Source organism: Rhodococcus xishaensis, from assembly GCF_004011825.1.
Taxonomy (GTDB): Bacteria; Actinomycetota; Actinomycetes; order Mycobacteriales; family Mycobacteriaceae; genus Prescottella; species Prescottella xishaensis.
On the sequence record NZ_RKLO01000005.1, the window covers coordinates 229,854 to 254,180 of the forward strand.

Annotated in this window: 27 protein-coding genes; 11 read left to right on the forward strand and 16 right to left on the reverse strand. The window is 66.4% G+C overall.

Annotation, left to right across the window (positions count from 1 at the left end; translation table 11 throughout):
* The first annotated feature begins 1 nt into the window (after nucleotide 1).
* The gene (locus EGT50_RS13300) at nucleotides 2-1,351 is read left to right on the forward strand and encodes a hypothetical protein (RefSeq protein ID WP_127955125.1); all 1,350 of its coding nucleotides are present in this window, start codon (nucleotides 2-4) and stop codon (nucleotides 1,349-1,351) included.
* 31 nt (nucleotides 1,352-1,382) lie between these two features.
* Here EGT50_RS13300 and EGT50_RS13305 read toward each other — a convergent pair whose 3' ends face one another.
* Nucleotides 1,383-1,805 carry an NUDIX hydrolase gene (locus EGT50_RS13305; protein ID WP_127955126.1) on the reverse strand — a complete coding sequence of 141 codons (423 nt, stop codon included), beginning with the start codon at nucleotides 1,803-1,805 and terminating at the stop codon, nucleotides 1,383-1,385.
* Between the two features lie 198 nt (nucleotides 1,806-2,003).
* Here EGT50_RS13305 and EGT50_RS13310 point away from each other — a divergent pair, with 198 nt between their 5' ends.
* Genes EGT50_RS13310 through mnhG form a run of 6 tightly spaced genes read left to right on the forward strand, consistent with a single transcriptional unit; the run spans nucleotide 2,004 to nucleotide 8,169 of the window.
* Nucleotides 2,004-4,838 (forward strand): Na+/H+ antiporter subunit A, encoded by a 2,835-nt coding sequence (locus EGT50_RS13310; protein ID WP_127955127.1) that lies wholly within the window; start codon nucleotides 2,004-2,006, stop codon nucleotides 4,836-4,838.
* Entirely contained in the window at nucleotides 4,835-5,401 is a 567-nt protein-coding gene (locus EGT50_RS13315; protein ID WP_127955128.1) for a Na(+)/H(+) antiporter subunit C, read from the forward strand. The genes EGT50_RS13310 and EGT50_RS13315 overlap by 4 nt, the downstream gene beginning before the upstream one ends.
* Nucleotides 5,402-5,403: 2 nt before the next feature.
* Nucleotides 5,404-7,005: a Na+/H+ antiporter subunit D gene (locus EGT50_RS13320; RefSeq protein ID WP_127955129.1), complete on the forward strand. Its 1,602-nt coding sequence runs from the start codon at nucleotides 5,404-5,406 to the stop codon at nucleotides 7,003-7,005.
* Complete coding sequence (locus EGT50_RS13325; RefSeq protein ID WP_127955130.1) at nucleotides 7,002-7,574, forward strand: Na+/H+ antiporter subunit E; 573 nt, start codon at nucleotides 7,002-7,004, stop codon at nucleotides 7,572-7,574. Before EGT50_RS13320 ends, EGT50_RS13325 begins: the two co-directional genes overlap by 4 nt.
* Nucleotides 7,571-7,831 (forward strand): monovalent cation/H+ antiporter complex subunit F, encoded by a 261-nt coding sequence (locus tag EGT50_RS13330; protein ID WP_127955131.1) that lies wholly within the window; start codon nucleotides 7,571-7,573, stop codon nucleotides 7,829-7,831. The genes EGT50_RS13325 and EGT50_RS13330 overlap by 4 nt, the downstream gene beginning before the upstream one ends.
* Nucleotides 7,828-8,169, forward strand: coding sequence for a monovalent cation/H(+) antiporter subunit G (mnhG, locus tag EGT50_RS13335; RefSeq protein ID WP_127955132.1), 342 nt, complete (start codon nucleotides 7,828-7,830; stop codon nucleotides 8,167-8,169). The genes EGT50_RS13330 and mnhG overlap by 4 nt, the downstream gene beginning before the upstream one ends.
* Here the strand turns inward: mnhG and EGT50_RS13340 are convergent.
* The 5 genes from EGT50_RS13340 to EGT50_RS13360 all read right to left on the reverse strand — a co-directional run bounded on the left by EGT50_RS13340 (nucleotide 8,129) and on the right by EGT50_RS13360 (nucleotide 12,558).
* A complete protein-coding gene (locus tag EGT50_RS13340; protein WP_408014642.1) occupies nucleotides 8,129-9,547 on the reverse strand; it encodes a phosphatase PAP2 family protein in 1,419 nt (472 codons plus the stop codon). The two genes, mnhG and EGT50_RS13340, sit on opposite strands and share 41 nt — an antisense overlap.
* Before the next feature lie 33 nt (nucleotides 9,548-9,580).
* Nucleotides 9,581-10,699, reverse strand: a complete 1,119-nt coding sequence (locus EGT50_RS13345) for a glutamate--cysteine ligase (protein WP_127955134.1) — start codon at nucleotides 10,697-10,699, stop codon at nucleotides 9,581-9,583.
* Nucleotides 10,700-10,811: 112 nt separating this feature from the next.
* Nucleotides 10,812-11,513, reverse strand: a complete 702-nt coding sequence (sodC, locus tag EGT50_RS13350; RefSeq protein WP_127955135.1) for a superoxide dismutase[Cu-Zn] — start codon at nucleotides 11,511-11,513, stop codon at nucleotides 10,812-10,814.
* A 79-nt stretch (nucleotides 11,514-11,592) separates the two neighbouring features.
* On the reverse strand, nucleotides 11,593-12,150 hold the full coding sequence (locus EGT50_RS13355; protein ID WP_408014643.1) for a LytR C-terminal domain-containing protein: 558 nt from the start codon (nucleotides 12,148-12,150) through the stop codon (nucleotides 11,593-11,595).
* Nucleotides 12,151-12,231: 81 nt separating this feature from the next.
* Nucleotides 12,232-12,558, reverse strand: a complete 327-nt coding sequence (locus EGT50_RS13360; protein ID WP_127955136.1) for a DUF3263 domain-containing protein — start codon at nucleotides 12,556-12,558, stop codon at nucleotides 12,232-12,234.
* Nucleotides 12,559-12,782: 224 nt separating this feature from the next.
* On the opposite strand from EGT50_RS13360, the gene EGT50_RS13365 reads away from it, so the two are divergent.
* From EGT50_RS13365 to EGT50_RS13375, 3 genes are read left to right on the forward strand one after another with little or no spacing between them, the layout of a single operon-like run.
* Nucleotides 12,783-13,388 carry a peptide deformylase gene (locus EGT50_RS13365; protein ID WP_127955137.1) on the forward strand — a complete coding sequence of 202 codons (606 nt, stop codon included), beginning with the start codon at nucleotides 12,783-12,785 and terminating at the stop codon, nucleotides 13,386-13,388.
* A gap of 45 nt (nucleotides 13,389-13,433) precedes the next feature.
* Nucleotides 13,434-13,685, forward strand: a complete 252-nt coding sequence (locus EGT50_RS13370) for a putative acetyltransferase (RefSeq protein WP_127955138.1) — start codon at nucleotides 13,434-13,436, stop codon at nucleotides 13,683-13,685.
* 29 nt (nucleotides 13,686-13,714) lie between these two features.
* Complete coding sequence (locus EGT50_RS13375) at nucleotides 13,715-14,515, forward strand: exodeoxyribonuclease III (protein WP_127955139.1); 801 nt, start codon at nucleotides 13,715-13,717, stop codon at nucleotides 14,513-14,515.
* Here the strand turns inward: EGT50_RS13375 and EGT50_RS13380 are convergent, their stop codons facing one another.
* A complete protein-coding gene (locus EGT50_RS13380) occupies nucleotides 14,516-14,860 on the reverse strand; it encodes a GNAT family N-acetyltransferase (RefSeq protein WP_127955140.1) in 345 nt (114 codons plus the stop codon).
* Nucleotides 14,861-15,148: 288 nt separating this feature from the next.
* On the opposite strand from EGT50_RS13380, the gene thiD reads away from it, so the two are divergent.
* Nucleotides 15,149-16,000 carry a bifunctional hydroxymethylpyrimidine kinase/phosphomethylpyrimidine kinase gene (thiD, locus tag EGT50_RS13385; protein ID WP_127955141.1) on the forward strand — a complete coding sequence of 284 codons (852 nt, stop codon included), beginning with the start codon at nucleotides 15,149-15,151 and terminating at the stop codon, nucleotides 15,998-16,000.
* 9 nt (nucleotides 16,001-16,009) lie between these two features.
* On the opposite strand, the gene EGT50_RS13390 is transcribed toward thiD, so the two are convergent.
* From EGT50_RS13390 to EGT50_RS13430, 9 genes are all read right to left on the reverse strand, one after another.
* Nucleotides 16,010-16,189, reverse strand: coding sequence for a hypothetical protein (locus EGT50_RS13390; RefSeq protein ID WP_127955142.1), 180 nt, complete (start codon nucleotides 16,187-16,189; stop codon nucleotides 16,010-16,012).
* A 54-nt stretch (nucleotides 16,190-16,243) separates the two neighbouring features.
* Nucleotides 16,244-17,113, reverse strand: coding sequence for an adenylate/guanylate cyclase domain-containing protein (locus EGT50_RS13395; protein WP_127955143.1), 870 nt, complete (start codon nucleotides 17,111-17,113; stop codon nucleotides 16,244-16,246).
* A 65-nt stretch (nucleotides 17,114-17,178) separates the two neighbouring features.
* A complete protein-coding gene (locus tag EGT50_RS13400; RefSeq protein WP_127955144.1) occupies nucleotides 17,179-18,636 on the reverse strand; it encodes a M20/M25/M40 family metallo-hydrolase in 1,458 nt (485 codons plus the stop codon).
* A 32-nt stretch (nucleotides 18,637-18,668) separates the two neighbouring features.
* Nucleotides 18,669-19,487 (reverse strand): dienelactone hydrolase family protein, encoded by an 819-nt coding sequence (locus EGT50_RS13405; RefSeq protein WP_127955145.1) that lies wholly within the window; start codon nucleotides 19,485-19,487, stop codon nucleotides 18,669-18,671.
* 33 nt (nucleotides 19,488-19,520) lie between these two features.
* Nucleotides 19,521-20,552, reverse strand: a complete 1,032-nt coding sequence (locus EGT50_RS13410) for a GlxA family transcriptional regulator (protein ID WP_127955146.1) — start codon at nucleotides 20,550-20,552, stop codon at nucleotides 19,521-19,523.
* An 87-nt stretch (nucleotides 20,553-20,639) separates the two neighbouring features.
* Nucleotides 20,640-21,392, reverse strand: coding sequence for an ABC transporter permease (locus tag EGT50_RS13415; RefSeq protein WP_127955147.1), 753 nt, complete (start codon nucleotides 21,390-21,392; stop codon nucleotides 20,640-20,642).
* On the reverse strand, nucleotides 21,392-22,354 hold the full coding sequence (locus tag EGT50_RS13420) for an ABC transporter ATP-binding protein (protein WP_127955148.1): 963 nt from the start codon (nucleotides 22,352-22,354) through the stop codon (nucleotides 21,392-21,394). Before EGT50_RS13420 ends, EGT50_RS13415 begins: the two co-directional genes overlap by 1 nt.
* A 239-nt stretch (nucleotides 22,355-22,593) precedes the next feature.
* A complete protein-coding gene (locus EGT50_RS13425; RefSeq protein WP_127955149.1) occupies nucleotides 22,594-23,346 on the reverse strand; it encodes an ABC transporter permease in 753 nt (250 codons plus the stop codon).
* The gene (locus EGT50_RS13430) at nucleotides 23,346-24,323 is read right to left on the reverse strand and encodes an ABC transporter ATP-binding protein (RefSeq protein WP_127955150.1); all 978 of its coding nucleotides are present in this window, start codon (nucleotides 24,321-24,323) and stop codon (nucleotides 23,346-23,348) included. Before EGT50_RS13430 ends, EGT50_RS13425 begins: the two co-directional genes overlap by 1 nt.
* Nucleotides 24,324-24,327: the final 4 nt, after the last annotated feature.

The following is a 24,327-nucleotide window of genomic DNA, read 5'->3' on the forward strand; positions in this document are numbered from 1 at the left end:
GATGACCTCGAACGTCCGCTCGTCCCTTTCAGGCGTGGCCGTTCTGTTCGCCGGGATCCTGGGCACGTTCGTGCTCATCAGCCCACCCCAGTCGGGCTCGATGTTCAGCGCGACCGCACGCCAGCTGGAGGCTTGGAACCGCACCCTGCCCACGGGTATCGCGGTCGGGTGTGTGCTCGCCGTAATCGCGTACGCCGCGATGCAGCGCGCGGCATCGGTGCGCCCGGCGTGGATCGTGGCGGTCGTGGCGACGGCCGTGCTGATCGCGGCCCGCCTGATGGTGCCCGGCGTGAGCAATCTCGACCAGCTGACTCTGCTGTACTACACCAAGTGCGTGGCCGGGGGTGTCCTGCTGGGTGCGGCGGTGGCGGCCGGGTGGTCGCGTGCGCTACCCCGGCTCCTCCTGACCGGCGCCGTCATGTCGACGTTCGTCGTCGCCCACACCGCGCACACCGCCTGGTCGCCGAGCACGTCGATGCTCGGTGAGCCGTTCTGGTGGGTGCTCGTGCCCGCCCTGGCCCTCGCCGCAGTGTGCGTGGTGATCGATACCGAAGAACCCGCACGCACCGACGGCACGGTCGTGCGGGAGGTGATTGCGGCCGTCGTGACGCTGACGCTCGCGCATCGACTGCTCGGCGAGTGGATCGACGGCCAGAGCGGATCCCGGTTCCGGCTTTGGGTCGTCGTCGGCCTGTGTCTCGTGCTCGTCGTCGCGCTCACCGAATACTGGGCCCGGCGCCTCGACTCACAGTTCCTGCTCGCGGCGACAGCGGTCGCGGCCGCCGCGCCTTTCGTCACGACAGTGCTCGCAGGGGGCCATCTTCGGCTGACCCCCTGGGTGCCGGTCACGGTCGGGGTAGCCGCGGTGGCGGTCGGCGTGTCGGTCGGGCGGTGGCGACCGGCGCCCCTGGCCGGTCTTGCCACGCTCGCCCTGATCCCCCTGATCACCGCGATCGATCCCACGTCCACCGACAGCCAGGCGTGGTTCCTCGCCCAACTCGCGGTCCTCGGCGTGGGAATCGGGCTGGCTCTCGGCGCGACGCTGCCCGACACCGGAGCCCTAGCCGCCCTCGGACTGGTGGTGCCGCTGCTGTCGCTGGTGTTCACAACCGTCGTCGGTACCACGACCACGTTCGAGACGTTCACCGCGTACGCGCCGTTGACGAGCAGGGACACCGAGCCGCTGCGGCTGTACGCCGAATCCGACTCGTTCCTCACGGCCCTGGTCGATCAGTCGGCGCCCCACATCACCTTCGACCGCGGTGCAGCCGTCGCGCTGCTGCTCGTTGTCGTGTTCTGCGCGCTCGCGATTCGCGGACTGCGGGCCCGTCCCGTCCCGCGCACGGACTGACGCTTCGCGCGCGGGGACGAATCTCCGCGCGTCAGTCGACCAGATCCAACTCTTTCAATCGCGCGAAGACGAGCCGCGAACCGGGCGCAGTCTCGGGCATCGCGGTGTACTCGGCTTCGGTGAAGTAACGGATCTCGGCGATCTCACTGGTGGCCCGAGGTTCATCGACGAGCTCGGCGAGGAAGCAGGTCATGTGTAGCCGGACGCCGTGGCGGTGTCCGAAGGCCGGGGCTTCGAAAACCCCCAACTCGTAGAGGGTTCCGGGTGCGATGTCGGTGTCGAGTTCCTCGCGAATCTCCCGGTGCAGAGCCTGTTCCGGGGTCTCGCCGGGATCGATCTTTCCCCCCGCCATGTAGAACGCGGTCTTGCCGGCCGACCGGGCCTGCAGCATGCGGCGATCGCGGATGTGGGCGAGCGCAGCGGTACGGATCGGGGTGAGCTTCTCGTCAAACACCCGTCGAAACGTACTCGCGTTGCACGCTCCTCGCCGACCCAGCCGAGGCGTGTCCGGTTTCGTTGTTGAAAGGCTTGTCTCGGTCCGCTCAGTAGTATGGCCTCGTAGCCCACTCTGCTAGCTAAGCGAACGGTCTACTCGACTATCGGCTCAGGCCGATTCGTCACCCCGCCGCCCGACGACCCGACGGAGTGAGAATTGCTTGTCGTATTGATCGCTCACGCAGTAGCGGCTGTTCTGGCTCCGCTCGTCGTGCGATCGATGGGGCGTAATGCATTCTTCCCGCTCGCTCTGGTACCTCTGGGAAGCCTCGGCTGGGTTATCGCGAACTGGGGTCAGGAACGCGACCTGCATATCCAGTGGGCACCCGGCCTGTCGATGGACATCGACATGCGGTTCGACTCGCTGGCCGCGATCATGTCCGTCCTGGTCCTCGGTGTCGGAACGCTGATACTGATCTACTGCGCCCGCTATTTCACCGACGACGAACCCCGACTCGGCATCTTCGCCGCCGAGATGATCGCGTTCGCGGGCGCCATGTTCGGCCTCGTGACCAGCGACAACATGCTCATCCTCTACACGTTCTGGGAACTGACGACCGTCCTGTCATTCCTGCTGGTGGGTCACTACGCCGAACGAGCAACCAGCCGCCGCGCCGCCACGCAGGCACTGCTGGTGACCACCGCAGGCGGCCTCGCAATGCTGGTCGGCATCCTCATGCTCGGGCAGTTGGTGGGCAGCTACAACCTCTCCGACGTTGTTGCGAACCCGCCGAGCGGCTGGCTCGCGAGCGTCGCGCTGGTACTGGTCCTGACCGGTGCACTGTCGAAGTCCGCAATTGTGCCGTTGCACTTCTGGCTGCCTGGTGCGATGGCCGCGCCCACCCCAGTCAGCGGCTACCTGCACGCGGCTGCGATGGTCAAGGCTGGCATCTATCTCGTCGCGCGACTGGCGCCCGGGTTCGCGGACTCAGCACCGTGGCGGATCACGATCATCACACTGGGCCTTGCGTCGATGCTGCTCGCCGGCTGGCGTGCGCTGCGCTCGTTCGACCTCAAACTGGTGCTCGCGTTCGGCACCGTCAGCCAACTCGGGTTCATGATGGTGCTCGTCGGTCTCGGATCCCGCGACGCGGCCCTCGCCGGTATGACGATGATCATCGCGCACGGACTGTTCAAGGCCGCACTGTTCATGGTGGTCGGCATCATCGACCACAGCACCGGCACCCGCGACATACGCAAACTCGCCCACCTGGGTGCGAAGGCTCCGTGGCTGGCCGCCGTCGCCACGCTTGCGGCCGCGTCGATGGCCGGGCTGCCGCCCTTCCTCGGGTTCGTCGGCAAGGAGGCCGCACTCGAATCCATTCTCGAGGCGAACGTGCTCGAGCCGTGGGCACAGACCGCAACCGCCGCCGCCATCACACTCGGGTCGATCCTCACCGTCGCGTACAGCATCCGGTTCGTGTGGGGTGCGTTCGGCCGCAAACGGTTACGGCAGCCGAGCCCCGCGGTCGCGGACATGCACGCCCCGGGCGCACTGCTGCTGGCCCCATCCGCGGTCCTCGCGGTCGCAGGTCTGCTCGCCGGCCCGCTGTCACCGCAGCTCGAGAAGCTACTGACGCCGTACTCGACGACACTGCCCGCCGGTCCGCACGCCGACTACCACCTGGCTCTGTGGCACGGGGTCACCACTCCACTGCTGCTCACCGTCACGATCGTCCTTCTCGGTACGGTGCTGTTCGTAGCCCATCGCTGGGCTGTGGCCCGCCTGCAGTTCAAGAATCCGCCGCTCGGCAACGCCGATCGCGCGTACGACGCCACGCTGCGGGGGATGGACGCGCTGTCGATGCGCCTCACCGGTTTCACCCAGCGCGGCTCGCTGCCGCTCACGCAGTCGACGATCCTGGCGACGTTGGTGCTGTTGCCCATGATCGTGCTGGCGCTGTATACCGACGCTTGGGCCGAGTTCCGGCTGTGGGATTCTCCGCTGCAGTTCACCGTCGGCCTCGGGATGATCGGCGCCGCACTGGCCACGACGGTGATGCGCAACCGCTTGGCAGCGGTGATCCTCGTGGGACTGACCGGCTACGGCTGCGGAGTGCTGTTCGCGCTGCACGGGGCGCCTGACCTGGCACTGACCCAGTTCCTTGTCGAGACGCTGACCCTGGTGATCTTCGTGCTGGTGCTTCGCAAACTGCCCGCCGAGATCGACGAACGTCAGTCAGTCGGTTTCAAACTTCCCCGCGCGCTCCTTGCGATCGGTGTCGGCGCCGGGGTCACCACCCTCGCCGCGTACGCGGTGAACGCCCGCAACACGGTGCCGATCCACTACCAGTTGCCGGAGGCGGCGTATGTACTCGGCGACGGCCGCAACGTGGTGAACGTGCTACTCGTCGACATCCGTGCGTGGGACACCTTCGGTGAGATCTCGGTGTTGCTCGTCGCGGCCACCGGTGTCGCGAGCCTCGTGTTCCGGCACCGCCGCTTCGGGACCGCGCCGCGTGTGGCCGACGCCCCCACCGTCGTGCTCGACGCGGCATCGTCGAGTTCGGAGACGACCTGGCTGCGCGGCGGCGATCTGATCGACCCGCGACACCGGTCGCTGGTGCTCGAGGTCACCACCCGCCTGATCTTCCCGACGATGATGGTTCTGTCCGTCTACTTCTTCTTTTCCGGCCACAACGCGCCCGGTGGCGGCTTCGCAGGCGGGCTCACGGCCGGGCTGGCCCTGGTACTGCGATATCTCGCCGGCGGCCGGTACGAACTCGGCGAGACCGTCCCCATCGACGCGGGCAAGATTCTCGGCCTCGGCATCGGCCTCGCCGCCGGGACGGCGGTGGCCTCGCTGTTCCTCGGCGCCCCACCGCTGTCTTCGGCGGTGTTCGAGGTGACGCTGCCACTGCTCGGTGACATCAAGCTCGTCACCGCTCTCTTCTTCGACCTAGGGGTGTACCTGATCGTTGTAGGCCTCGTGCTCGACGTACTCCGAAGCCTCGGGGCCCGACTCGACGCGCGGGAGGAGGTGAACGCGTGAGTGCCGATCTCGCTTCATTGGTCCTCATCGGTGTGCTCTCCGCCGCGGGCGTGTACCTGCTGGTCGAACGCAGCATCACCCGGATGCTGCTGGGCCTGCTGCTGATCAGCAACGCCGTGAACCTGCTGATCCTTACCGCCGGTGGCCGCGCGGGCAACCCCCCGATCGTGGGCAGCGAACCGTTCCGTGAGGAGGCGGCCGATCCACTCGCGCAGGCAATGATCCTGACCGCGATCGTCATCACCATGGGTATCGCCGCGTTCGTGCTCGCCCTCGCATACCGGGCGTTCAGGATCACCACCATGGACCGAGTCGAGGACGACACCGAGGACACCAAGGTTTCCAAGCGGCGCAGCCCCGCCGAGGCCCCCGATCGCGACCGCTCCGACGACCCACTGACCGGCGCCCCGAGCAAGAGCGGCGACGCCTTCGACTCCGCGGGTAATCCGATACCCGTCGACCTCCTCGAAGATCCCGAGGACTACCAGTCCTACCAGGATCTACACGGCGAGGAAGACGAAAAGGAATCCGGCGGCATGGGATCCGGGGTACCGAGAGGATGACGATGAGCCTGTCTCCCGATCTCATCCGGACTCTCGCGCCCTTGCCGGTCCTGATCCCGATGCTGGCCGCGGCCACCACGTTGTTCGTCGGCCGCCGACCCACCATTCAGCGTGCGGTCACGCTCTTCGCGCTGATCTCCGTCACCGCCGTCTCGGCAATGCTGCTGTATCTCGCGGACCGGTACGGCGCAACCTCTGTCCAGGTGGGCGGCTGGGACACCCCGATAGGCATCACGCTCGTGGTGGACCGATTGGCGGCACTGATGCTCCTGGTGTCGTCGATCGTGCTGCTCGCCGTCATCGTCTACGCCGTCGGTCAGGGCATTCGCGATGGACATGAAAACCAACCGGTATCAATCTTCCTGCCGACCTACCTGGCGCTCACCGCGGGTGTGTCCAACGCGTTCCTCGCGAGCGACCTGTTCAACATGTTCGTCGGCTTCGAGGTGCTGCTGGCTGCGAGCTTCGTGCTGTTGACCCTCGGCGCGAGCGCCGACCGCGTCCGGGCCGGTGTGTCGTACGTCATGGTCTCGATGGTGTCGTCGCTGATCTTCCTGGCCGGCATCGGCTTCGCATACGCGGCGACCGGCACCCTCAACCTGGCGCAGATGTCGCAGCGACTCGACGACATCCCCACCGGCACCCGCATGGCCATCTTCGGTGTGCTGCTGGTGGCGTTCGGCATCAAGGCCGCGGTGTTCCCGCTGTCGGCATGGCTGCCCGACTCCTACCCCACCGCCCCGGCCCCGGTCACCGCCGTATTCGCCGGCCTGCTCACCAAGGTCGGTGTGTACGCAATCATGCGGGCCCACTCGCTGCTGTTCCCGCAGGGCGAGCTCGACGACGTCCTGATGGTGTGCGGTCTGCTCACCATGATCATCGGTATCCTGGGCGCGATCGCGCAGAGCGATGTCAAGCGTCTGCTGTCGTTCACCCTGGTCAGCCACATCGGCTACATGATCTTCGGTGTCGCGCTCTCGACGCAGTCCGGTCTGTCCGGCGCCGTCTACTACGTGGCGCACCACATCATCGTGCAGACGACACTGTTCCTCGTGGTGGGTCTGATCGAACGGCAGGCCGGGTCGTCGTCGCTCCGCCGTCTCGGCGGTCTCGCCGCGGCCAGCCCGCTGCTCGCGATCGTGTTCCTGATCCCGGCGCTGAACCTGGGCGGCATCCCGCCGTTCTCCGGCTTCATCGGCAAGATCGCGCTCCTGCAGGCCGGCGTGGCGCACCCGAGCTTTCTGTCCTGGACTCTCGTCGCGGGCGGCACCGTCACCAGCCTGTTGACGCTGTACGTCGTCGCCCGCGTCTGGACCAAGGCGTTCTGGCGGGCCCGCGCCGACGCCCCCGAAGGTGATCTCGCGGACGTAAGCCCGTCGGCGCTGATCGACGAGTCCGAGGAAGACATCCCGTTCGTCGACCGTGAGGACGTGGGCCGGATGCCGGTGTTCATGCTGGCTCCGACCATCGGTCTGGTCGCCGTGGGCCTGGCACTCACCGTCTTCGCGGGCCAGATGATCGGGATCAGCGACCGGGCCGCCCGCGACCTGCAGAATCGAGACGTCTACATCACGGCCGTCCTGGGCGAGGGAGGTGGCCCATGACCCGCGAACGCGTTCTTCGCTTCGGCGTCCTCACGTGGCTGACGTTGGTGTGGGTCCTGTTGTGGGGGACGTTCAGCGCCGCGAACATTCTCGGTGGCCTTGCTGTGGGTCTGCTGATCATGTGGCTGCTACCGCTACCGCGGGTTCCGGTCGAGGGCCGTGTGCACCTGTTGTCACTGGTTCAGCTCGTCTGGTGGATCATCTTCTATGCCGGTCAGTCGAGCGCGCAGGTCGCATGGCTCGCGGTTCGACCCGGGCCCCCTCCCGTGACCGGCGTCCTGCGGTGCAAACTCGGCATCAAGTCGGACCTGGTGCTGACGTTGTGCGTCGACGTACTCAACCTGATCCCGGGCACCATGGTCATCGAGGTCGATCAGACTCGGCGCGCGGTGTACGTCCACGTCCTGGACGTAAGCACCACCAAGGCCGTGGACCAGTTCTACCGGACGGTGCGTCAACTCGAGCGACTGTTCATCGCATCGTTCGAGCGGGACTCCGACTGGCAGCCGGCGCCGTGGCACCTACGCGACTACGAGTACCACGAAGAGGGCAGAGAGGACCGGGCATGACAGCCGTGATGATCATTTCCGGAGTGATGCTGGTGCTGGCGGCGCTGGTCACCACCCAGCGACTCCTCGCCGGACCCGGCAGTCTCGACCGCTTGATCGCGATGGACACCCTCATCGGGACCGCGATCTGCGGGCTGTCGGTGTGGGCCACCTACACCGGTGACACCACGATCGTGCCCGCCATCGTCGCGCTCGCCCTCGTCGGCTTCATCGGCTCGGTCAGCGTGGCCCGATTCCGGGTGAGTGACGACTCATGAACGCATTCCTCGACGTCGTCGCCGCGACCTGCATCCTGATCGGCTCGTTCCTTGCTCTCACCGCGGCGATCGGACTCGTCCGTTTCCCCGACACCCTCTCCCGGATGCACGCGGCCACCAAGCCCCAGGTCGTCGGCCTGGTGCTGGTCCTCGCCGGCGCGGTGATCCGACTGCGCGGCAACATCGACATCTGGATGTTGGTTCTGGTCGGGATGTTCACCTTGCTGACGGCACCCATGATCGCCTACAGCGTCGGCCGCGTCGCCTACCGCGAGCAGCGGGGACAGGACGGGCTGATCAAGGATCGACGCGACGACACGTCTGGCACGTTCTACTAGACACCAGCGCCCTCCTGGACACCGTTCTACTGGACAGCAGGGCCCTCGCGCCTTGTGCTCGTGTCGCCTGGGCGGCGGCCTCCGGGAGCGTGCAGTGCTCGGGACACGAGCGGGCGGTGCTGTGAAAGGTCCTCCAGTAGGCGAAGGCGAACAAGGCCGGAAGACCGAGAAGCAATGGCACCGACACCATCGGGTACTGAGCGATCTCCACCGCGAGGAACCGGTAGCTGAGCAGCAGCACGGCCAACAGCAAGCCGCCGCCGCCGACGAGCCGGATCCGGAACCAACCCCAGCCACGTTCCGGATCGCGTAGCGCCGACTCGAGTGTCAGCGTCAGGACGGCACCGGCAATGAGGTCGACGCCGTAGTGGTAGCCGAATCCGAGAGTCGCCGCGAGCGTCGACAACAGCCAGAAGGTGCCACCCCAGCGCAGCCATCGCGGGCCCTGCCGCGAGTGCAGGAAGAGAGCCAGCGCCCACGCAGTGTGCAAGCTGGGCATGCAGTTGCGCGGGGTCGTGTCGTCGAATGGCATCGGCGACGGCGTCACGTCGAACGGAGCGGCGCCGGGCCAGAAGTTGCCGACCTGGAAACCATGGCCGTCGGCACCGAACGCGAAGATCGGCCCGACCACGGGGAAGAGGATGTAGAAGATCGGCCCGACGAGCCCTATCAGCAGGAAGGTGCGCACGAGGTGGTGCGACGGCCAATTCTTGCCCAGCTGGTAGAGCGCGACGACGATCGCAGCGACGGGCAGTTCGATGTACACCCAGTGCAGCACGAAGTACCCGACGGAGCCCAAGGCATCGACCACGTCCCCCATCACCCACGCCGGGTTGCCGAGGGCGCGATCGGCCAACTGAACGTACTGGTCGAGAACCATCGGCTGTGAGATGACGGTGATGTGCAACCACACGTCGCCGATCTTGGTGGCGACGATCAACAGCGCTCCGAACGCGACACCGGTGAGTATCTTCCGACGCTGTTCGCATTGCGGCTTCACCGCGGCGTACACACCGATTGCCGTGAGCACGATCACCGCGCCGTTGCCGACAGTCAGGGGTCCACCCGTGAGGTAGCGCACCGCGGCGACGACGACGTCGATCGCGGCGGCGCTCGACAGCGCGATGATCCGGTGCCGGTTGGTCAGTCCCACCACCCCGAGCGCGAGCCCGGCCCACGGCACGGACGCCGACTTCGGGGTTCCGACGAAATCGTCGAGGAGGCTGGCCAGTGGTCCCTGGAAGCCGCGGCCGAACGCAAAGATCTGCAGGCCAACCAAGGCGGCGACGACTATCGCGCCGGCACCGATGAAGAGGGCATCTCGAGTTCGATCGGTGAGCCGAGCCGGCTCCGTACGCACACCACCGTCCACCAACACGCCGAATATAGTAAACGGCGGGCAAAGCAGACGTTACGTGTCGAGCTCGTCCACGAGGGAGGCGACGACGGCCCGGACGTCACCCCCGGTGGCGGCGGCGACCTTGCGCTGCCGTTGATACGACGCCCCGCGTCGTGGGATGTCGGCGACTCGGGCGAGTTCGTCGGCACAGCCGAGCCGCACCGCGGTGGGGGTGAGCTTCTCCAGCAGATCGTAGAGGTCGTCGGTGACGAGGCGTTCGCGGTTGTCGGCGCCGAGGATCACTTCGGCGTCGAGGCCGTATCGGGCCGCCCGCCACTTGTTCTCCTGCACGTGCCACGGTGGCATGGACGGAAGCGTCTCCCCCGCTTCGAGCCGGGCGTCGAGGTAGACGACGAGGCAGTGGATGAGTGCGACGAGGGCGCTCAGCTCTGTTCGGGTGGAGATGCCGTCGCACACCCGCACCTCGATCGTGCCCCAGCGGGGCGCGGGGCGGATGTCCCAGTGCAGGCCGGCGAGATCAGCGATGACGCCGGTGGTCAACTGGTCGTGAACGTACCCCTCGAATTCGCTCCAGTTCTCGAACTGGAAAGGCAGCCCGGCGGTCGGCAGCTGCTGGAACATCAATGCACGATTGCTGGCGTACCCGGTGTCGACGCCCGTCCACATCGGTGATGAAGCCGAAAGCGCCAGCAGGTGAGGATATTTCAGTAGCAGCGCATTGAGGATCGGGAACATCTTCTCCCTCGCGGAGATCCCGACGTGAACGTGGACACCCCAGATCAGCATCTGCCGTCCCCACCACTGGGTGCGTTCGATGAGTTCGTCGTAGTGCGGGGTGCGGGTCAGCAGTTGAGTGGACCATCGAGCGAACGGATGAGTGCCGGCACACATCAGGTCGACGCCGAGCGGGTTCGCCGCGCGCCGCACCAGCGACATCGTCTCGGAGAGGTCGTCGATGGCCTCACCGACCGTGTCGCAGATGCCTGTGACGAACTCGACTGTGTTTCGGAGCAACTCCTTGGTGACCCGGGGCTTGTCGACCAGTTCGCCGACCGCATCGAAGACCGCCGCGGCGGTGTTGGACAGATCGCGGGTGGTGCTGTCAACCAGCGCAATCTCCCATTCCACCCCGAGGGTCGGACGGGGTGAACCAGCGAAGGGGACTCCCACAGAACCGATCCAACCACACGGTACGAGAGCGCGCAGGACGCCCGGAACTCCCCGAACTACGGGGCGGAGAGCCCCGGTCGACCATGCCGTTCAACGCCCACCGGCGTGATTGTCAGCCTTCGATGACCCCGCAGGCGACGCGCGCACCGGCGTCCCCGGTGGACAGTGTCTCCTCGTCCGGCGAGGTGGCGTTGTTGGGCAGCGTGTAGCGGCTGGGGATGTTGCCGAAGTTGTCGGGATCCGCGTGAATCATCAGCGCGGTGCCCTGTCCGTCGTTCCTCAGATCTTCGAGGGTGAACGAGTCGGTGGTGGTCACGAGGTAGCCGACGCCGTCCTCACGCACCTGAAGCGAGGTGAGGTCGCCACTGGCCGGGTGCCCGGTGCGACCCCCGACCTGGAAGTGGCCGCCGGCAGACAGGAAGTTACCGGGCTCGCCGCCGGTGGGGGCGACCGAGTTGGGCTCGCACTTGCCGACAGAGTGGACGTGGAAGCCGTGGAATCCGGGTGTCAGCCCGTCAACATTGACGGTGACCTGGACATAGCCCTCCTCGCTCTCGGCAAGGGTCGCGGTACCGATCTGGCTGCCCTGGGGATTGTCGAGATCTACGGAGATGGTGTCCACGGCGGCGTGCTCGGAACCGCCCGCGGCCTGCTCGCCCAGAGGGGCAGGCGCACCGGTCCACACCTGCGGGGTGGTACCGGGAACGTCGCTCGGCTCCACGCTGTTCGAGCATGCGGTCAAGCCCAGCGCGGTGATCGCGACCAGTGGGGTCACGACAAACCAGGAATCTCGCCGGGTGAATTTCGAGGCCATCGAACCGCTCCTTCGGTGTCGTTGAAATCTGCAGATGATCACTATTGACAGGCCGATCGAACTGTTCGGCCCGATCGGTCTACTCGGCGGTGACGATCACGATCACTCCCGGCGGTTGGCCGGCAATGCCCCCGAAACGCGGTTCGGCGGGGAAGCCGAGTTCGGAGGCGATAGCCTCCGCCGCCTGCTTCTCGGCAGCGTCGTCGCCGTAGTAGACGGTGCTGGTCTGGATGACCCCGTCTGTGAAGTTCCCGGTCTCGGCGATGTTCCAGCCGTTGGACGTCAGTTCACTCGCGGTCCGTGCGGCGAGCCCGGTGACATCGCTGTTGTTGAACACCCGCACCGGCAGCGACATGTCGACGGGCCCCGGCGGTGCGGCCGCGGCCGCACTGGTCTCCTGCGGACTGGTTGTCGCCGGCGCGGCGGGAGCCGCGAGCGTGGTGGTTGCGGCCGGAGCCGCGGTGGTCGTCGTTGCGCCGGTCGTCGTCGTGACCTCGGTGGCCGATTCGTCGGCATTCGAGCCGCCCAAGCCCAGGTCGGCCGCACCCAGACCCGCGAACAGGATCGCCAGGGCGATCAGCACCATCGCGATCGCACGCAGCGGAGGTCCTGACGAATTGGAGTTCTGGGTGGTCACTGTTCCGACCTTAATCGGCGTCGGTCTCGTCCGGTAACGAGGTGACGACGGCCGGGCGTTGGCGGCGGCTGGACCGGCAGGCTAGGTGGAGACGTCGAAACCGAGCTGACGCGCGGCCCGGGCCTTCTGCCGACTGGCCCGCAGGCGGCGCAGGCGCTTGACCAGCATCGGGTCCGCTGCCAGCGCCTCGGGCCGGTCGACGAGGGCATTGAGCACCTGGTAGTAGCGGGTCGCCGACATGGAGAACAACTCCTTGATGGCCTCTTCCTTGGCACCCGCGTACTTCCACCACTGCCGCTCGAAGGAGAGGATGTCGTGTTCGCGACGGGTAAGGCCGTCGGCGCCGACCTCATTTCCCGACGCGCTGTCGGTGCGTTCAGATTCGTTCCGGGCTGCTGCGCCGTCCATCTCACTCCTCGACTGCTGGATCCAGTTCGACCTTGGCGAGACCTCGTACTCCCTTGCAGGCCCGACAGCGTCAGGCCGAACGCGTGTCCGAGCACCGGGAACCCGCATGACCGGACACGAATTACACCATTGCTCTTCCCGGTAATTGAACCATGATCATGACAACAAGCACCGAGTTCCGGCGAGGCGCGCCGCGGAAATCACGCCCATTATCCTTGGTGACCATGGCAATTCTTCCGATCCGGATCGTCGGTGACCCCGTCCTTCACGAGCCGACCAAGCCCGTGACCGAGTCACCCAGTGAGCTCGCCGACCTGATCCGGGACATGTACGAGACGATGGACGCCGCGAACGGTGTGGGTCTGGCGGCGAACCAGGTGGGTGTCGCGAAACGCCTGTTCGTCTACGACTGCCCTGACGCCGACGAGGCCGACAAGCAGGTCCGCCGCCGCGGTGTGGTGATCAACCCCGTGCTCGAGACCTCGGAAATCCCCGAGACCATGCCGGATCCGGACGACGATGTCGAGGGTTGCCTGTCGGTGCCCGGCGAGCAGTTCCCCACAGGCCGCGCCGACTGGGCGAGGGTGACCGGTACGGACGAGGAGGGCAACCCGGTCGAGATCGAGGGTCACGGGTTCTTCGCGCGCATGCTGCAGCACGAGACTGGCCATCTCGACGGGTTCCTCTACGTGGACGTCCTGATCGGCCGCAATGCGCGCGCCGCCAAGAAGACGATCAAGAGGGCAGGGTGGGGTGTGCCCGGCAACAGCTGGACACCCGGCACCGACGAAGATCCATTCGGTCACGACGACGTCGACGGCACAGACTGACCGAGCGGACTGGCGGACGACGACCGGAATCGGGAGGGAACGCCGATGGAGCCGAGTCCCGGAAAGCCGACTCTCGGTAGCAGGGTGGTGGTGCGCTATCGGTTGCCACCGGGCGCGACGCATCCGCTCACCGATGTGATCGGCACGTTGGAGCAGCTCGAACCGACAGTGGTGGTCCGCTCTGCCGACGGCCGGGTTACCGAGGTGGACCGGGATCGTGTGGAGGCGCTCAAGGCATTGGGCCCCAAACCGATGCGCAGGTCCAGGACCGGGTCCGGCGAGTGCCAGAGCAGCTGACCAGCCTGCAGCCGACTACCCTCTCGGATGTGCGACTCGCGACGTGGAATGTGAACTCGGTCCGTGCCCGAACGGACCGGATCTTGGACTGGCTGACGCGCACCGGCACCGACGTGTTGGCCATGCAGGAAACCAAGTGCAGGGACGAGCAGTTCCCGTACGAGAGGTTCACCGAGGCAGGCTACGAGGTTGCTCACGTCGGCCTGAGCCAGTGGAACGGCGTGGCGATCGCATCCCGCATCGGGCTCGAGGACGTGCAGGTGGGGTTCATGGACCAGCCTGGGTTCAGCAAGGACCCCGAGACCGAGGCTGTCCCGGAGGCCCGCGCGATCGCCGCAACGGTCGGTGGAGTGCGTGTGTGGAGTCTGTATGTGCCGAATGGTCGCGAGTTGACCGACCCGCACTACGTTTACAAGCTCGAATGGTTGGCCAAGCTACGCGCAGACGCGGAGGGATGGCTGGCCGGCAACCCGGACGCACAGATCGCACTGGTAGGCGACTGGAACGTCGCACCCACCGACGAGGATGTTTGGGATCCCGCGTTCTTCGAGGGCAAGACCCACACTTCTGAACCGGAACGGGATGCGTTCAATTCGTTCGCCGACGCGGGATTCACCGACGTGGTGCGTCCGCACACCCCCGGCCCTGGCGTCTACACCTACTGGGACTACACCCAGTTGCGGTTCCCGAAGCGACAGGGTATGCGCATCGACTATGTACTCGGCTCGCCAGCCTTCGCGGCTCGAGTAACTGCAGCACACATCGACCGGGACGAGCGCAAGGGCAAGGGCGCGAGCGACCACGCTCCGGTTCTGGTTGACCTGGACTGATCAAGCCGGCACGTCGAGGGGCACCATCAAATCGCTGTACTCCGGGTTGGCCTCGACGAATCGCTGGACGTAGGTACAAACCGGCCGGACCTTCCAACCATGACGGCGAGCATGGTCGAGCGCGTGCCGCACCATGACGGCAGCGAGTCCCTGGTGCCCGAAATCCTCGACCACAACGGTGTGCATGAACGAAATCACCGGAGCAGACTCGGGCGCTTCGCTCTTCCCGGCGGGCGAGGTGTCGTAGTAGCCCACGATTCCGACCAGGTCGCCATTGAGCCGCAACTCGAAGCGGTTCTGGTCGCAATTGTCGGTCACGTCGATGAGGGGCGAATCGGCGAACACGACACCTCCTCGGGATACCTTGGTAGAAACTGTGTGACCCACACCACTATTAGTACAACGGCCCCCGTCGTCTGTCTGCCGTTTGACAGAAATTCATGCACGCTCCAATGCCTCGCCCTCTGCCGCAGACCTGCCGTCCCCCGCATCCACTGTCGCCCGCGAAACAATTTCGCACGCAACGCTTTCGACGCTCGCCAGCTCGAACGACCTACGCACCTGTTCCGAGGAGTCCTGCCTGCCCGACCACAGCAGGGCCACCAGGTCCGACCTCTGGGTAGGCTCGACTCCGTGGACTATCTGCCCTTGACGCCGCCCGGCCAGACCCCGATCCGCGCCCTCACCATCGCCGGTACCGATTCCGGCGGAGGCGCGGGCATTCAGGCCGATTCGCGGACCATGACGATGTGCGGTGTGCATGCGTGCGTCGCGGTAGCCGCGGTCACGGTGCAGAACTCGGTGGGTGTCAGCGGATTCCACGAGATCCCGCCCGAAACGGTGGCAGCACAGGTGCGTTGCGTCGTCGAGGACATCGGCGTGTCCGCCGCCAAGACCGGCATGCTCGCGTCCACTGCGATCATCGAGGCCGTCGCTCAGGTGTGCACCGAGGTCGGGATCGGCCGCGACCACCCGGTGCCGCTTGTGGTGGACCCGGTGTGCGCGTCGATGCACGGTGATCCGCTGCTGCACGCGGACGCCCTCGACGCCGTCCGCCACACCCTCATACCCATCGCATCGCTGGTGACGCCGAATCTCGATGAGGTACGGCTCATCACCGGCATCGAGGTGGTCGACGACGCCAGCGCCCGCCGCGCCGCCGAGGCTTTGCACTCACTCGGAGCGCCGTGGTCCCTGGTCAAGGGCGGGCACCTGCGCTCGTCCACGGCCAGTACCGACCTGCTGTTCGACGGTGACGCCTTCCACGAGTTCACCAACCCGAGGATCGACACCGGCAATGATCACGGCGGTGGCGACACGCTGGCCGCAGCCATCACTTGCGCCCTCGCCAGTGGCTACGCGATGCCCGACGCGGTCGCGTTCGGCAAGCAATGGGTCACCCGCTGCCTCGAGGCAGCGTACGACCTGGGTGCCGGGCACGGTCCGGTGTCCCCAATGTGGAGACTGGACCAGAAGAGCCGCTGATCCTCACCTTCACCGCGAGTAGTCACGCAGGGTGAAGACGAAACCGACGGCCACCACCGGCACAGCGACGATATAAACCGTCACTCGGAGCCAGGCCGGCCCGTAATAGCTCACGACGATCGCGGCTGCGAGCGCCGCGATGATCATCAACACCCCGTAGAAGGGTGTGCGCTGTTCGGAATCGGGCACGCCCACAGTGTGCGCCTCGCGCGTAGGCCGGGCAACAGCCGTCCGACTGGGGCGTCAGGGTTCTGCGGATACCGGTCGCAGGACGTAGACCGGCAGATCCTCCGGTACCCCACGCTGCGGGGCCGCCAGCAGTCCGCGCCGGTACCGCCTGGCGGTCAGACCCAATTCCTCGAGCCTCTGGTCGCCGATCGCATCATGAGTGTCACCGGAGATCACGACGTTGCCCTTCCCGCCCAGCTCCATCATTCGGGCAGCGACGTTGACGTCCACACCGAACCAGTCCGCGCCGATCGGTTGTGGCGCGCCCGTATGCACGCCGACCCGCATGCATGGCCGATAGCCGTCGTGCTCCAGGTTCGCCAGCGCTGCGCGGGCCTCGAAGACTGCTTCCACTGCTCGGTCGGGGTGGTCGAACACCACCATCAGCCCGTCCCCGAGCCTCTTGACCACCTGGCCCCCGCGCTCGATCATCGGCGGCTCGACCATCGCGGCGACCTCGCGCAGCAGGCTCAGCGTCGCACCATCGCCCGCCCGCAGCGACCAACTCGAGAACCCCACCAGGTCGGTGAACACGATCGTGACCTCGCCGTCGGCTTGGGTTCCCCATGCCTTCTCGAGCACCACCTGCAGCACCTGCAGCGCCGCCAGGCTCACCTCGCGGGACGCGCCAGGACCGGTGTCGATCATTCGCGCGGCCGCCCGGGCCCCACCTGGACCGGAGGTTGACAGTGGGTCACCGAACGACGGATCCCCCGGGAGCGCGCGCCGTAGGCGACGGACCGCTTCGACGAATCGCGGCCGCCGATCTGTGTCACGTACCCACTTCGCGACCGTTCCCGATACTTTGGCGTACCCGCTCCCGTCGCCGGAATCAGCCCGTGGCGATTCCGAGACATTGCCGTCGTGAACCGGGTCGTCACTCACGTCGGCAAGAATAATCCTGGCCGGGTCATCTCGCAGAAGTACCGGGTGACGCCGCTCTCGGCCGTCTACTTCGTCGTATCGGCGCGGGCCGTCGTCCGGGCGTCGCCCGCCGCGGGGACCCCGTTGGGGCCGTCGATCGACTGCGCGTAGTGCCCAACCGCGTACCCGATCGCCTCCGCGTTGAGTTCGAGTGCCTGCCGATCCACATTGGCTAATGTGTCCCGCTCGGTGTGGTAGTTCGGATCGAACTTCGCGTCTTGTTCGCCGCCCCACTTTTCCGCCTGAGCAGCCGTTTTCCTCGCGTCAGCGCCGGTGGTCAACCCTCCGGAAGGAATGCCGGCTTCGATGAACGGGCCGTAGTCCGAACGCCCGTCGAAATCCGTTCCGTCGGGCGAGACACCCAACTGGAGGAAGATCGACTCGAGCGTCCGCTCGATTCCGGCCGAGCCCTCGGGCCCTGGGCCCCGACCCATCTCGTCGGAGTCGTCTCCGTCGTACACGAGGTAGCCGGCGTTGTGCGAGCCCACCATGTCGAAGTTGAGATACAGCGCGATGTCAGCGCGCTCCGCATCGTCGAGGCCCTCGACGTACGCCTTGGAGCCGACGAGCCCCACCTCTTCGGCTCCCCAGAAGGCGAACCGCACGGCGTTGGTCACGTTGGGCTCGGCTCCGAGCTGCCGGGCGGTCTCGAGGAGAGCCGCAACACCCGATCCGTCATCGTTGATCCCGGGACCAGCAGGCACCGAGTCGAGATGCGCTCCCGCCATGACGACGTCGTCGGACGCTCCGGACCTCGTCTGCGCGATCACGCTGCGGGAGTTGGTCGATTCGATGGTCGTGTCGAGCACGAGAGCGACGTCGCCGCCCTGTCGCAGCGCAGCACCCTCGGACTTGCTGACCCCACCAGTGGGGATCCGGGCGCCGTCGGTGCCCCCCAGGGTGCCATTGTCAAGGTCGGTGTCCTCGTTGTTGGCAACCAGGACCGCTGCCGCTCCCCGATCCGCCGCGATCTGCTGTTTCTGCACGAACGGGCACGAACCGCGGTCGACCAGCACCACCGCGCCGGTCACGTCCAACCCGTCGTAGTCGACGCTCTCACAGCCCTCGGTGCGGCCCGCCGGCACCGGCACCAGCCATGCATGCAACCCGCCCGCCGGCGTCGCCGGCGAGTACGTGAGGGCATCCACCGGTACGTCGCGACCCGACACCTGCAAGCTCTGGTTGGTCACCTCGAACTTTTGGACAGCGAATTCCGGTGTCTCAACATCGAATCCGGCGCGCTCGAGCTGATCGACGACATAGTCGACGCTCGCCTGGTAGCCGTGCGTGCCGACCGCCCGATTGCCTCCGTTGTCGTGCGCGATGCGCTCGAGTTGATGGAGGTCGGCGATCACTGCATCCGTGTCGATCGCCGACGCGAGGCCCGGCCCGTCAACCGGCGGACCGATGTCGTCGGGATTTCCGCATCCCGCGAGCACCAGTGCGCCGGCCACACCTGCGACGAACGCCACGCGCATTCGCATACGGGCAGGGTACCCCGTGCAGGGTCCTTCCCTCAGCCCGTCAGGCGCTCTCCCAGGAAAGCCAGCATCTCGTCCCGTGCGGCGAGGGTGGGTTGCCCGGCTTCATCGATCAGATGCGCAGTGACGACACTGTGCGGACCCGCGATCACGTGCTCGAAGAACGGCGATGTCTCGGTGTTCGCGGCACTGTCGGGCAGCACCCGCCCGGCAAACCGATCGCCGAGCGCCTGCTCGTATGCAGCGAACCGCTGTGCGCGACAGAACTTGTCACCGGAGAACCGGTAGGCCAACACCGTCAGGTCCTCCTCGTCCAGGCGTTTGCGCACCAAGGCGAGTTCCTCGGGATTGCTGTCGATTCCGTCCGGATCGTCCAGCGGCAGCGACGGCTGCGAGAGCACCGGCGCAAGCATCGCGGGCTCGAGCATCATCGACAGCGCGAAATTGCCCGTGAAACACATACCGATAGCCCCCACCCCCGGGCCTCCACACTCGTCGTGCGCGAGTCTCGCGAGCGCGCGTAGCCAGACCACCGCCGGGCTGCTTCCGTTCCTGCCGAGCGCCCGGAACTCTGCGCTCACGCAGGTCCGGCGAAACACCGCCACACCCTCTTCGACGCCAGGGACAGCGCCGTCACGACCGAACAGCGACGGCAGGTAGACGGTGAACCCTGCGTCACGCACCCACCGCCCGAAGCGTGCGACGTGGGGGCTGATCCCGGGCATCTCCGGCATGACGATGACGGCCGGACCACGCCCAGCGACGTAGACCGTCTTCGCGACACCGTCCGACTCGACTGTGCGCCGGTCGAAATCGTCGAGCGGGTCGTCCTCGTGCAAGCTTCGATTGGGCACCATTGTCCTCCGTGACTGGTCTTTCGTGTCCGTTCAGTCTGTCGGGCACCCGTCTTGGAGTGGAGGGGCGAAATCGCCACCCTTTATGGTCGTCTCGCCACGAAACTGCCTTCGATACTCAGCGGGACCGACGCCAACCTGATTCACGAACAGGCGCCGGAACGTTCCGGTGTCCCGGTAACCGACGCGTTCGACGATGCGTCCCACTGACAGGTCGGTGGTCTCCAGGAGGTTCCGCGCCGCGCGCACTCTTGCCCTCCGGAGGAAGTCGCGAGGCGCCTGTCCGGTCTCGGCGCCGAAGCGGCGCAGCATCGTTCGAGTACTGACGTGGAAGGCACCCGCCAACCGTTTCAGGTCGTAGGGCTCCGCGAGGTGCTCCACCAGCCAGGCCCCCACGTCGTCGGCGAAGAGCGCTCTCGCGGCCGGCAGCATCGAGTCGACGATGTACGGCGCCTGGCTCGTCCGGTTCTCGGCAACGAGGGTGATCCGGGCTGTGGCGCGGGCGATCTCGTCGCCTAGGTGCTCCCGCACGAGCGCGGTCGCGAGATCGAGTGCCGCACTGAACGCCGCGGTGGTGGTAATCGGTCCATCTGTGACCGCCATCGCCTCGGGGCACACGGTCGTCCGGGGATACCGCCGGCCCAGGTGCGCCGCGAACAACCACGACGTGGTGCATCTGCGCCCGTCGAGCAGGCCGGCCTCCCCCAGCAGGAACGCGCCGACGCACACCGACGCGATGCGGATTCCCCGATCGGCGGCCGACTCGAGGAACGCCGTTTCACGACGTCTGGCGGTCAGCTGCGGGACGGGATCCTCGGACGGCACGAGTTCGAATCCCGGCACCACGATCCGATCGAATCGGTGATGCCATCGGCGGACGCCGATCGGGAACCCACCGGCCGCCGGGACCGGGTCGGCCGTGGCCGCGATCACCGACACCCGGAACGGATCCGTCGGCGCCGCACCCGTCTCGCGCGCAACACGATTGGCGATGCGAAGCAGATCGGTGAATACGAAGATCTCCGCCGCCAGGCAGTTCTCGTAGGCCAGTACCCCGATCCGCACAGCTCGGGCCTCCTCTCGCTCGACCGACGATAATGCAAGCGCCCGGCCGGGGATCCCGACCGGGCGCTCGCCGAGCAGCGTAGATGCTCAGGCGTCGCGCTTGTTCACCACGAAGAGGCTCGCGCCGAACACGATTGCTACGAAAGCCGCGAAGTAGAGCAGCGCACCCCATGGGCCCCAGTAGAAGTCGACCCCGCCGTCTTGTCCGAGGAAGTACGACATGTTGTTGAAGGGACCGAACTCGGCGAAGTACTTGCCCACCTTCGGGATGAGGGTCAACAGGCTCTCGATCACCAGCGGCCACAGCAGCAGTAGCGAAATCGCGCCCGCCGACTGACGGATCAGCGTGCCGACTCCGACCGCGAGCACCGCGAGGAGCGCGTAGTAGATCGGGATCCCGAACAGTTCGCGGGCATTGCTGCCGTCACCGATGGACAGCGACTCCCCCGAGATCGCCTGTGCCACGAACAACGACAGCAGGGCGACGACCAGCCCGAGGACGGCCGCGATCGCGGCCAGCAGCAGTGCCTTGCCACCGATCACGTGGGTGCGACGCGGGACCGCCTGGAACGTCGTGCGGATGACGCTGAACCGGTACTCGGTGGTCACCGCCAGAGCCGCCATGATCATCACCAGCATGGAACCGAACGCGCCCGCACCCGCCTGGGTGGACGCGACCGAGAACTCGCCCATCGAGCCCTCGCCCGACGACTCCAGCTCGCTGTAGCCCCAGGCCAGGATCGCAGCGAACCCGACGCTGACGACAACCGCAATCAGGCTGCACCAGATCGGCGACTTGGTCGACGTCAACTTGATGCGCTCTGCATTCAACACGCTCATCAGAGCGCACCTCCCATGTTCTGTGCCGCGCCGGCCGGCTCCCCGGCGATCTGAGCGTGGTACTGCACCTCGTCACCGGTGAGCTTCATGAACGCGTCCTCGAGCGAACCCCGCTGCGACGACAGCTCGTGCAGCACGATCCCGTTCGAGCCCGCGAGCGCACCGACATCGTCGGTGCGCGCCCCCGACACCAGCAACGCCGACTCGTGGTCGTCCCCGGCCTCCTCGCTCACCGCGAAGCCCCGCGCGGTGAGCAGACCGCGCAGCGCGTCGAGCTGCGGGCTGCGCACCCGCACCGACGACTCCGACGCGCGGTCGACGAACTCCTTGACACTGGTGTCGGCGATCAACCGGCCCCGACCGATGACGATGAGGTGCTCGGCGGTCAACGACATCTCCGAGAGCAGGTGACTCGACACCAGCACCGTGCGCCCCTCCGCCGCCAGGCTCTGCATGAACTTGCGAATCCACACGATGCCCTCGGGATCGAGACCGTTGACCGGCTCATCGAACAACAGCACCTTGGGATCACCCAGCAACGCCCCTGCCAGCCCCAACCGCTGCGACATGCCCAGCGAGAAACCACCGGCCTTCTTCCCGGCGACCTCGGTCAGACCCACCAGCCGCAGCACCTCGTCCACCCGAGACTTCGGCAACGAGTTCGCCGCCGCCATCCACTGCAGGTGCGCCTTGGCCGTACGGTTCGGGTGCACCCACTTGGCGTCGAGGAGCGCGCCGACGGTGTGCAGCGGCCGCTCCAGTTCGCGGTAGGGCACTCCCTCGATCAATGCGGTACCCGAAGTCGGCCGGTCGAGACCGAGGATCATCCGCATAGTCGTCGACTTACCGGCACCGTTCGGGCCCAGAAAGCCCGTGACACTGCCCGGCTTCACGGTGAACGTCAGATCTTCCACCGCTTTCGTCGACCCGAAGGTCTTCGTCAGTCCCCTCACTTCAATCATGGGGACCACTTTGCCCGAAACATCCTCATCGATGCATCGGACTTCGGTCTATTCATGCGTCATACCCAGGGATGACTCCGACTCGAATCGTGCCGGAGATCACAACCACGATCCGATCGAAACGGTGATGGCATCAAACGGATCCGTCGACGCTACACGCGTCTCGCACGCAACACGATTGGCGAACCGGCGATAGTGCAAGCGCCCGGCTGGGGGCGCTCGAGGAGTAACGCAGATACTCAGGCGTCGCGCTTGTTCACCACGAAGAGGCTGGCGCCGAACACGATTGCGACGAAACCCGTGAAGTAGAGCAGCGCACCCCATGGGCCCCAGTGGAAGTCGATCGGCCCCTCGTTTCCGAGAAAGTACGACATGTTGTTGAACGGGCCGAACTCGCCGACGTACTTGCCCACCCTCGGGATGAGAGTCAACAGGCTCTCGATCACCAGCGGCCATAGCAGCAGTAGCGAGATCGCGCCCGCCGACTGACGGACCAGCGTGCCAACTCCGACCGCGAGCACCGCGAGGAGCGTGAAGTAGATCGGGACGCCGAACAGTTCACGCGCGTTGTCGCGCGCTCCCAGATCCACCGTCACACCGGAGGTCGCCTGCGCCACGTAGTAGGACAGCAGCGCGATGACCAATCCGAGAACCGCGGCGATGGTCGCCAACAGCAGCGCCTTGCTCGCGATGACCTGGGCTCGATTCGGCAGCGCCAGGAACGTCGTGCGGATGACACCGAACCGGTACTCGGTGGTCACGGCCAGAACCGCCATGATCATTACGAGCATCGCTCCGAAGTTGACCGCACCGAGCTGCGTGTCCGACGCGGTGAGCTCGCTGATCAAGAGGTCACCGCTCGATATCATCGACTTGAGAAATATCCCGAACACCGCGGCCAGACCAACGCTGACCACCACGGCGATGAGGCTGCACCAGATCGGCGACTTGGTCGACGTCAACTTGATGCGCTCTGCATTCAACACGCTCATCAGAGCGCACCTCCCGTCTTCTGTGCGCCACCGTTCTGTGCCGCGCCGGCCGGCTCCCCGGCGATCTGAGCGTGGTACTGCACCTCGTCACCGGTGAGCTTCATGAACGCGTCCTCGAGCGAACCCCGCTGCGACGACAGCTCGTGCAGCACGATCCCGTTCGAGCCCGCGAGCGCACCGACATCGTCGGTGCGCGCCCCCGACACCAGCAACGCCGACTCGTGGTCGTCCCCGGCCTCCTCGCTCACCGCGAAGCCCCGCGCGGTGAGCAGACCGCGCAGCGCGTCGAGCTGCGGGCTGCGCACCCGCACCGACGACTCCGACGCGCGGTCGACGAACTCCTTGACACTGGTGTCGGCGATCAACCGGCCCCGACCGATGACGATGAGGTGCTCGGCGGTCAACGACATCTCCGAGAGCAGGTGACTCGACACCAGCACCGTGCGCCCCTCCGCCGCCAGGCTCTGCATGAACTTGCGAATCCACACGATGCCCTCGGGATCGAGACCGTTGACCGGCTCATCGAACAACAGCACCTTGGGATCACCCAGCAACGCCCCTGCCAGCCCCAACCGCTGCGACATGCCCAGCGAGAAACCACCGGCCTTCTTCCCGGCGACCTCGGTCAGACCCACCAGCCGCAGCACCTCGTCCACCCGAGACTTCGGCAACGAGTTCGCCGCCGCCATCCACTGCAGGTGCGCCTTGGCCGTACGGTTCGGGTGCACCCACTTGGCGTCGAGGAGCGCGCCGACGGTGTGCAGCGGCCGCTCCAGTTCGCGGTAGGGCACTCCCTCGATCAATGCGGTACCCGAAGTCGGCCGGTCGAGACCGAGGATCATCCGCATAGTCGTCGACTTACCGGCACCGTTCGGGCCCAGAAAGCCCGTGACACTGCCCGGCTTCACGGTGAACGTCAGATCTTCCACCGCTTTCGTCGACCCGAAGGTCTTCGTCAGTCCCCTCACTTCAATCATGAGG

Excerpts from the sequence above, each read along its gene's own strand:
- EGT50_RS13420 (WP_127955148.1), bottom strand. The coding sequence starts at position 22,354 with ATGATTGAAGTGAGGGGACTGACGAAGACCTTCGGGTCGACGAAAGCG.
- EGT50_RS13430 (WP_127955150.1), bottom strand. The coding sequence starts at position 24,323 with ATGATTGAAGTGAGGGGACTGACGAAGACCTTCGGGTCGACGAAAGCG.
- EGT50_RS13415 (WP_127955147.1), bottom strand. The coding sequence starts at position 21,392 with ATGAGCGTGTTGAATGCAGAGCGCATCAAGTTGACGTCGACCAAGTCG.
- EGT50_RS13400 (WP_127955144.1), bottom strand. The coding sequence starts at position 18,636 with ATGCGAATGCGCGTGGCGTTCGTCGCAGGTGTGGCCGGCGCACTGGTG.
- EGT50_RS13365 (WP_127955137.1), top strand. The coding sequence starts at position 12,783 with ATGGCAATTCTTCCGATCCGGATCGTCGGTGACCCCGTCCTTCACGAG.
- EGT50_RS13300 (WP_127955125.1), top strand. The coding sequence starts at position 2 with ATGACCTCGAACGTCCGCTCGTCCCTTTCAGGCGTGGCCGTTCTGTTC.
- EGT50_RS13370 (WP_127955138.1), top strand. The coding sequence starts at position 13,434 with ATGGAGCCGAGTCCCGGAAAGCCGACTCTCGGTAGCAGGGTGGTGGTG.
- EGT50_RS13320 (WP_127955129.1), top strand. The coding sequence starts at position 5,404 with ATGAGCCTGTCTCCCGATCTCATCCGGACTCTCGCGCCCTTGCCGGTC.
- EGT50_RS13360 (WP_127955136.1), bottom strand. The coding sequence starts at position 12,558 with ATGGACGGCGCAGCAGCCCGGAACGAATCTGAACGCACCGACAGCGCG.
- EGT50_RS13330 (WP_127955131.1), top strand. The coding sequence starts at position 7,571 with ATGACAGCCGTGATGATCATTTCCGGAGTGATGCTGGTGCTGGCGGCG.
- mnhG (WP_127955132.1), top strand. The coding sequence starts at position 7,828 with ATGAACGCATTCCTCGACGTCGTCGCCGCGACCTGCATCCTGATCGGC.
- EGT50_RS13425 (WP_127955149.1), bottom strand. The coding sequence starts at position 23,346 with ATGAGCGTGTTGAATGCAGAGCGCATCAAGTTGACGTCGACCAAGTCG.
- EGT50_RS13325 (WP_127955130.1), top strand. The coding sequence starts at position 7,002 with ATGACCCGCGAACGCGTTCTTCGCTTCGGCGTCCTCACGTGGCTGACG.
- sodC (WP_127955135.1), bottom strand. The coding sequence starts at position 11,513 with ATGGCCTCGAAATTCACCCGGCGAGATTCCTGGTTTGTCGTGACCCCA.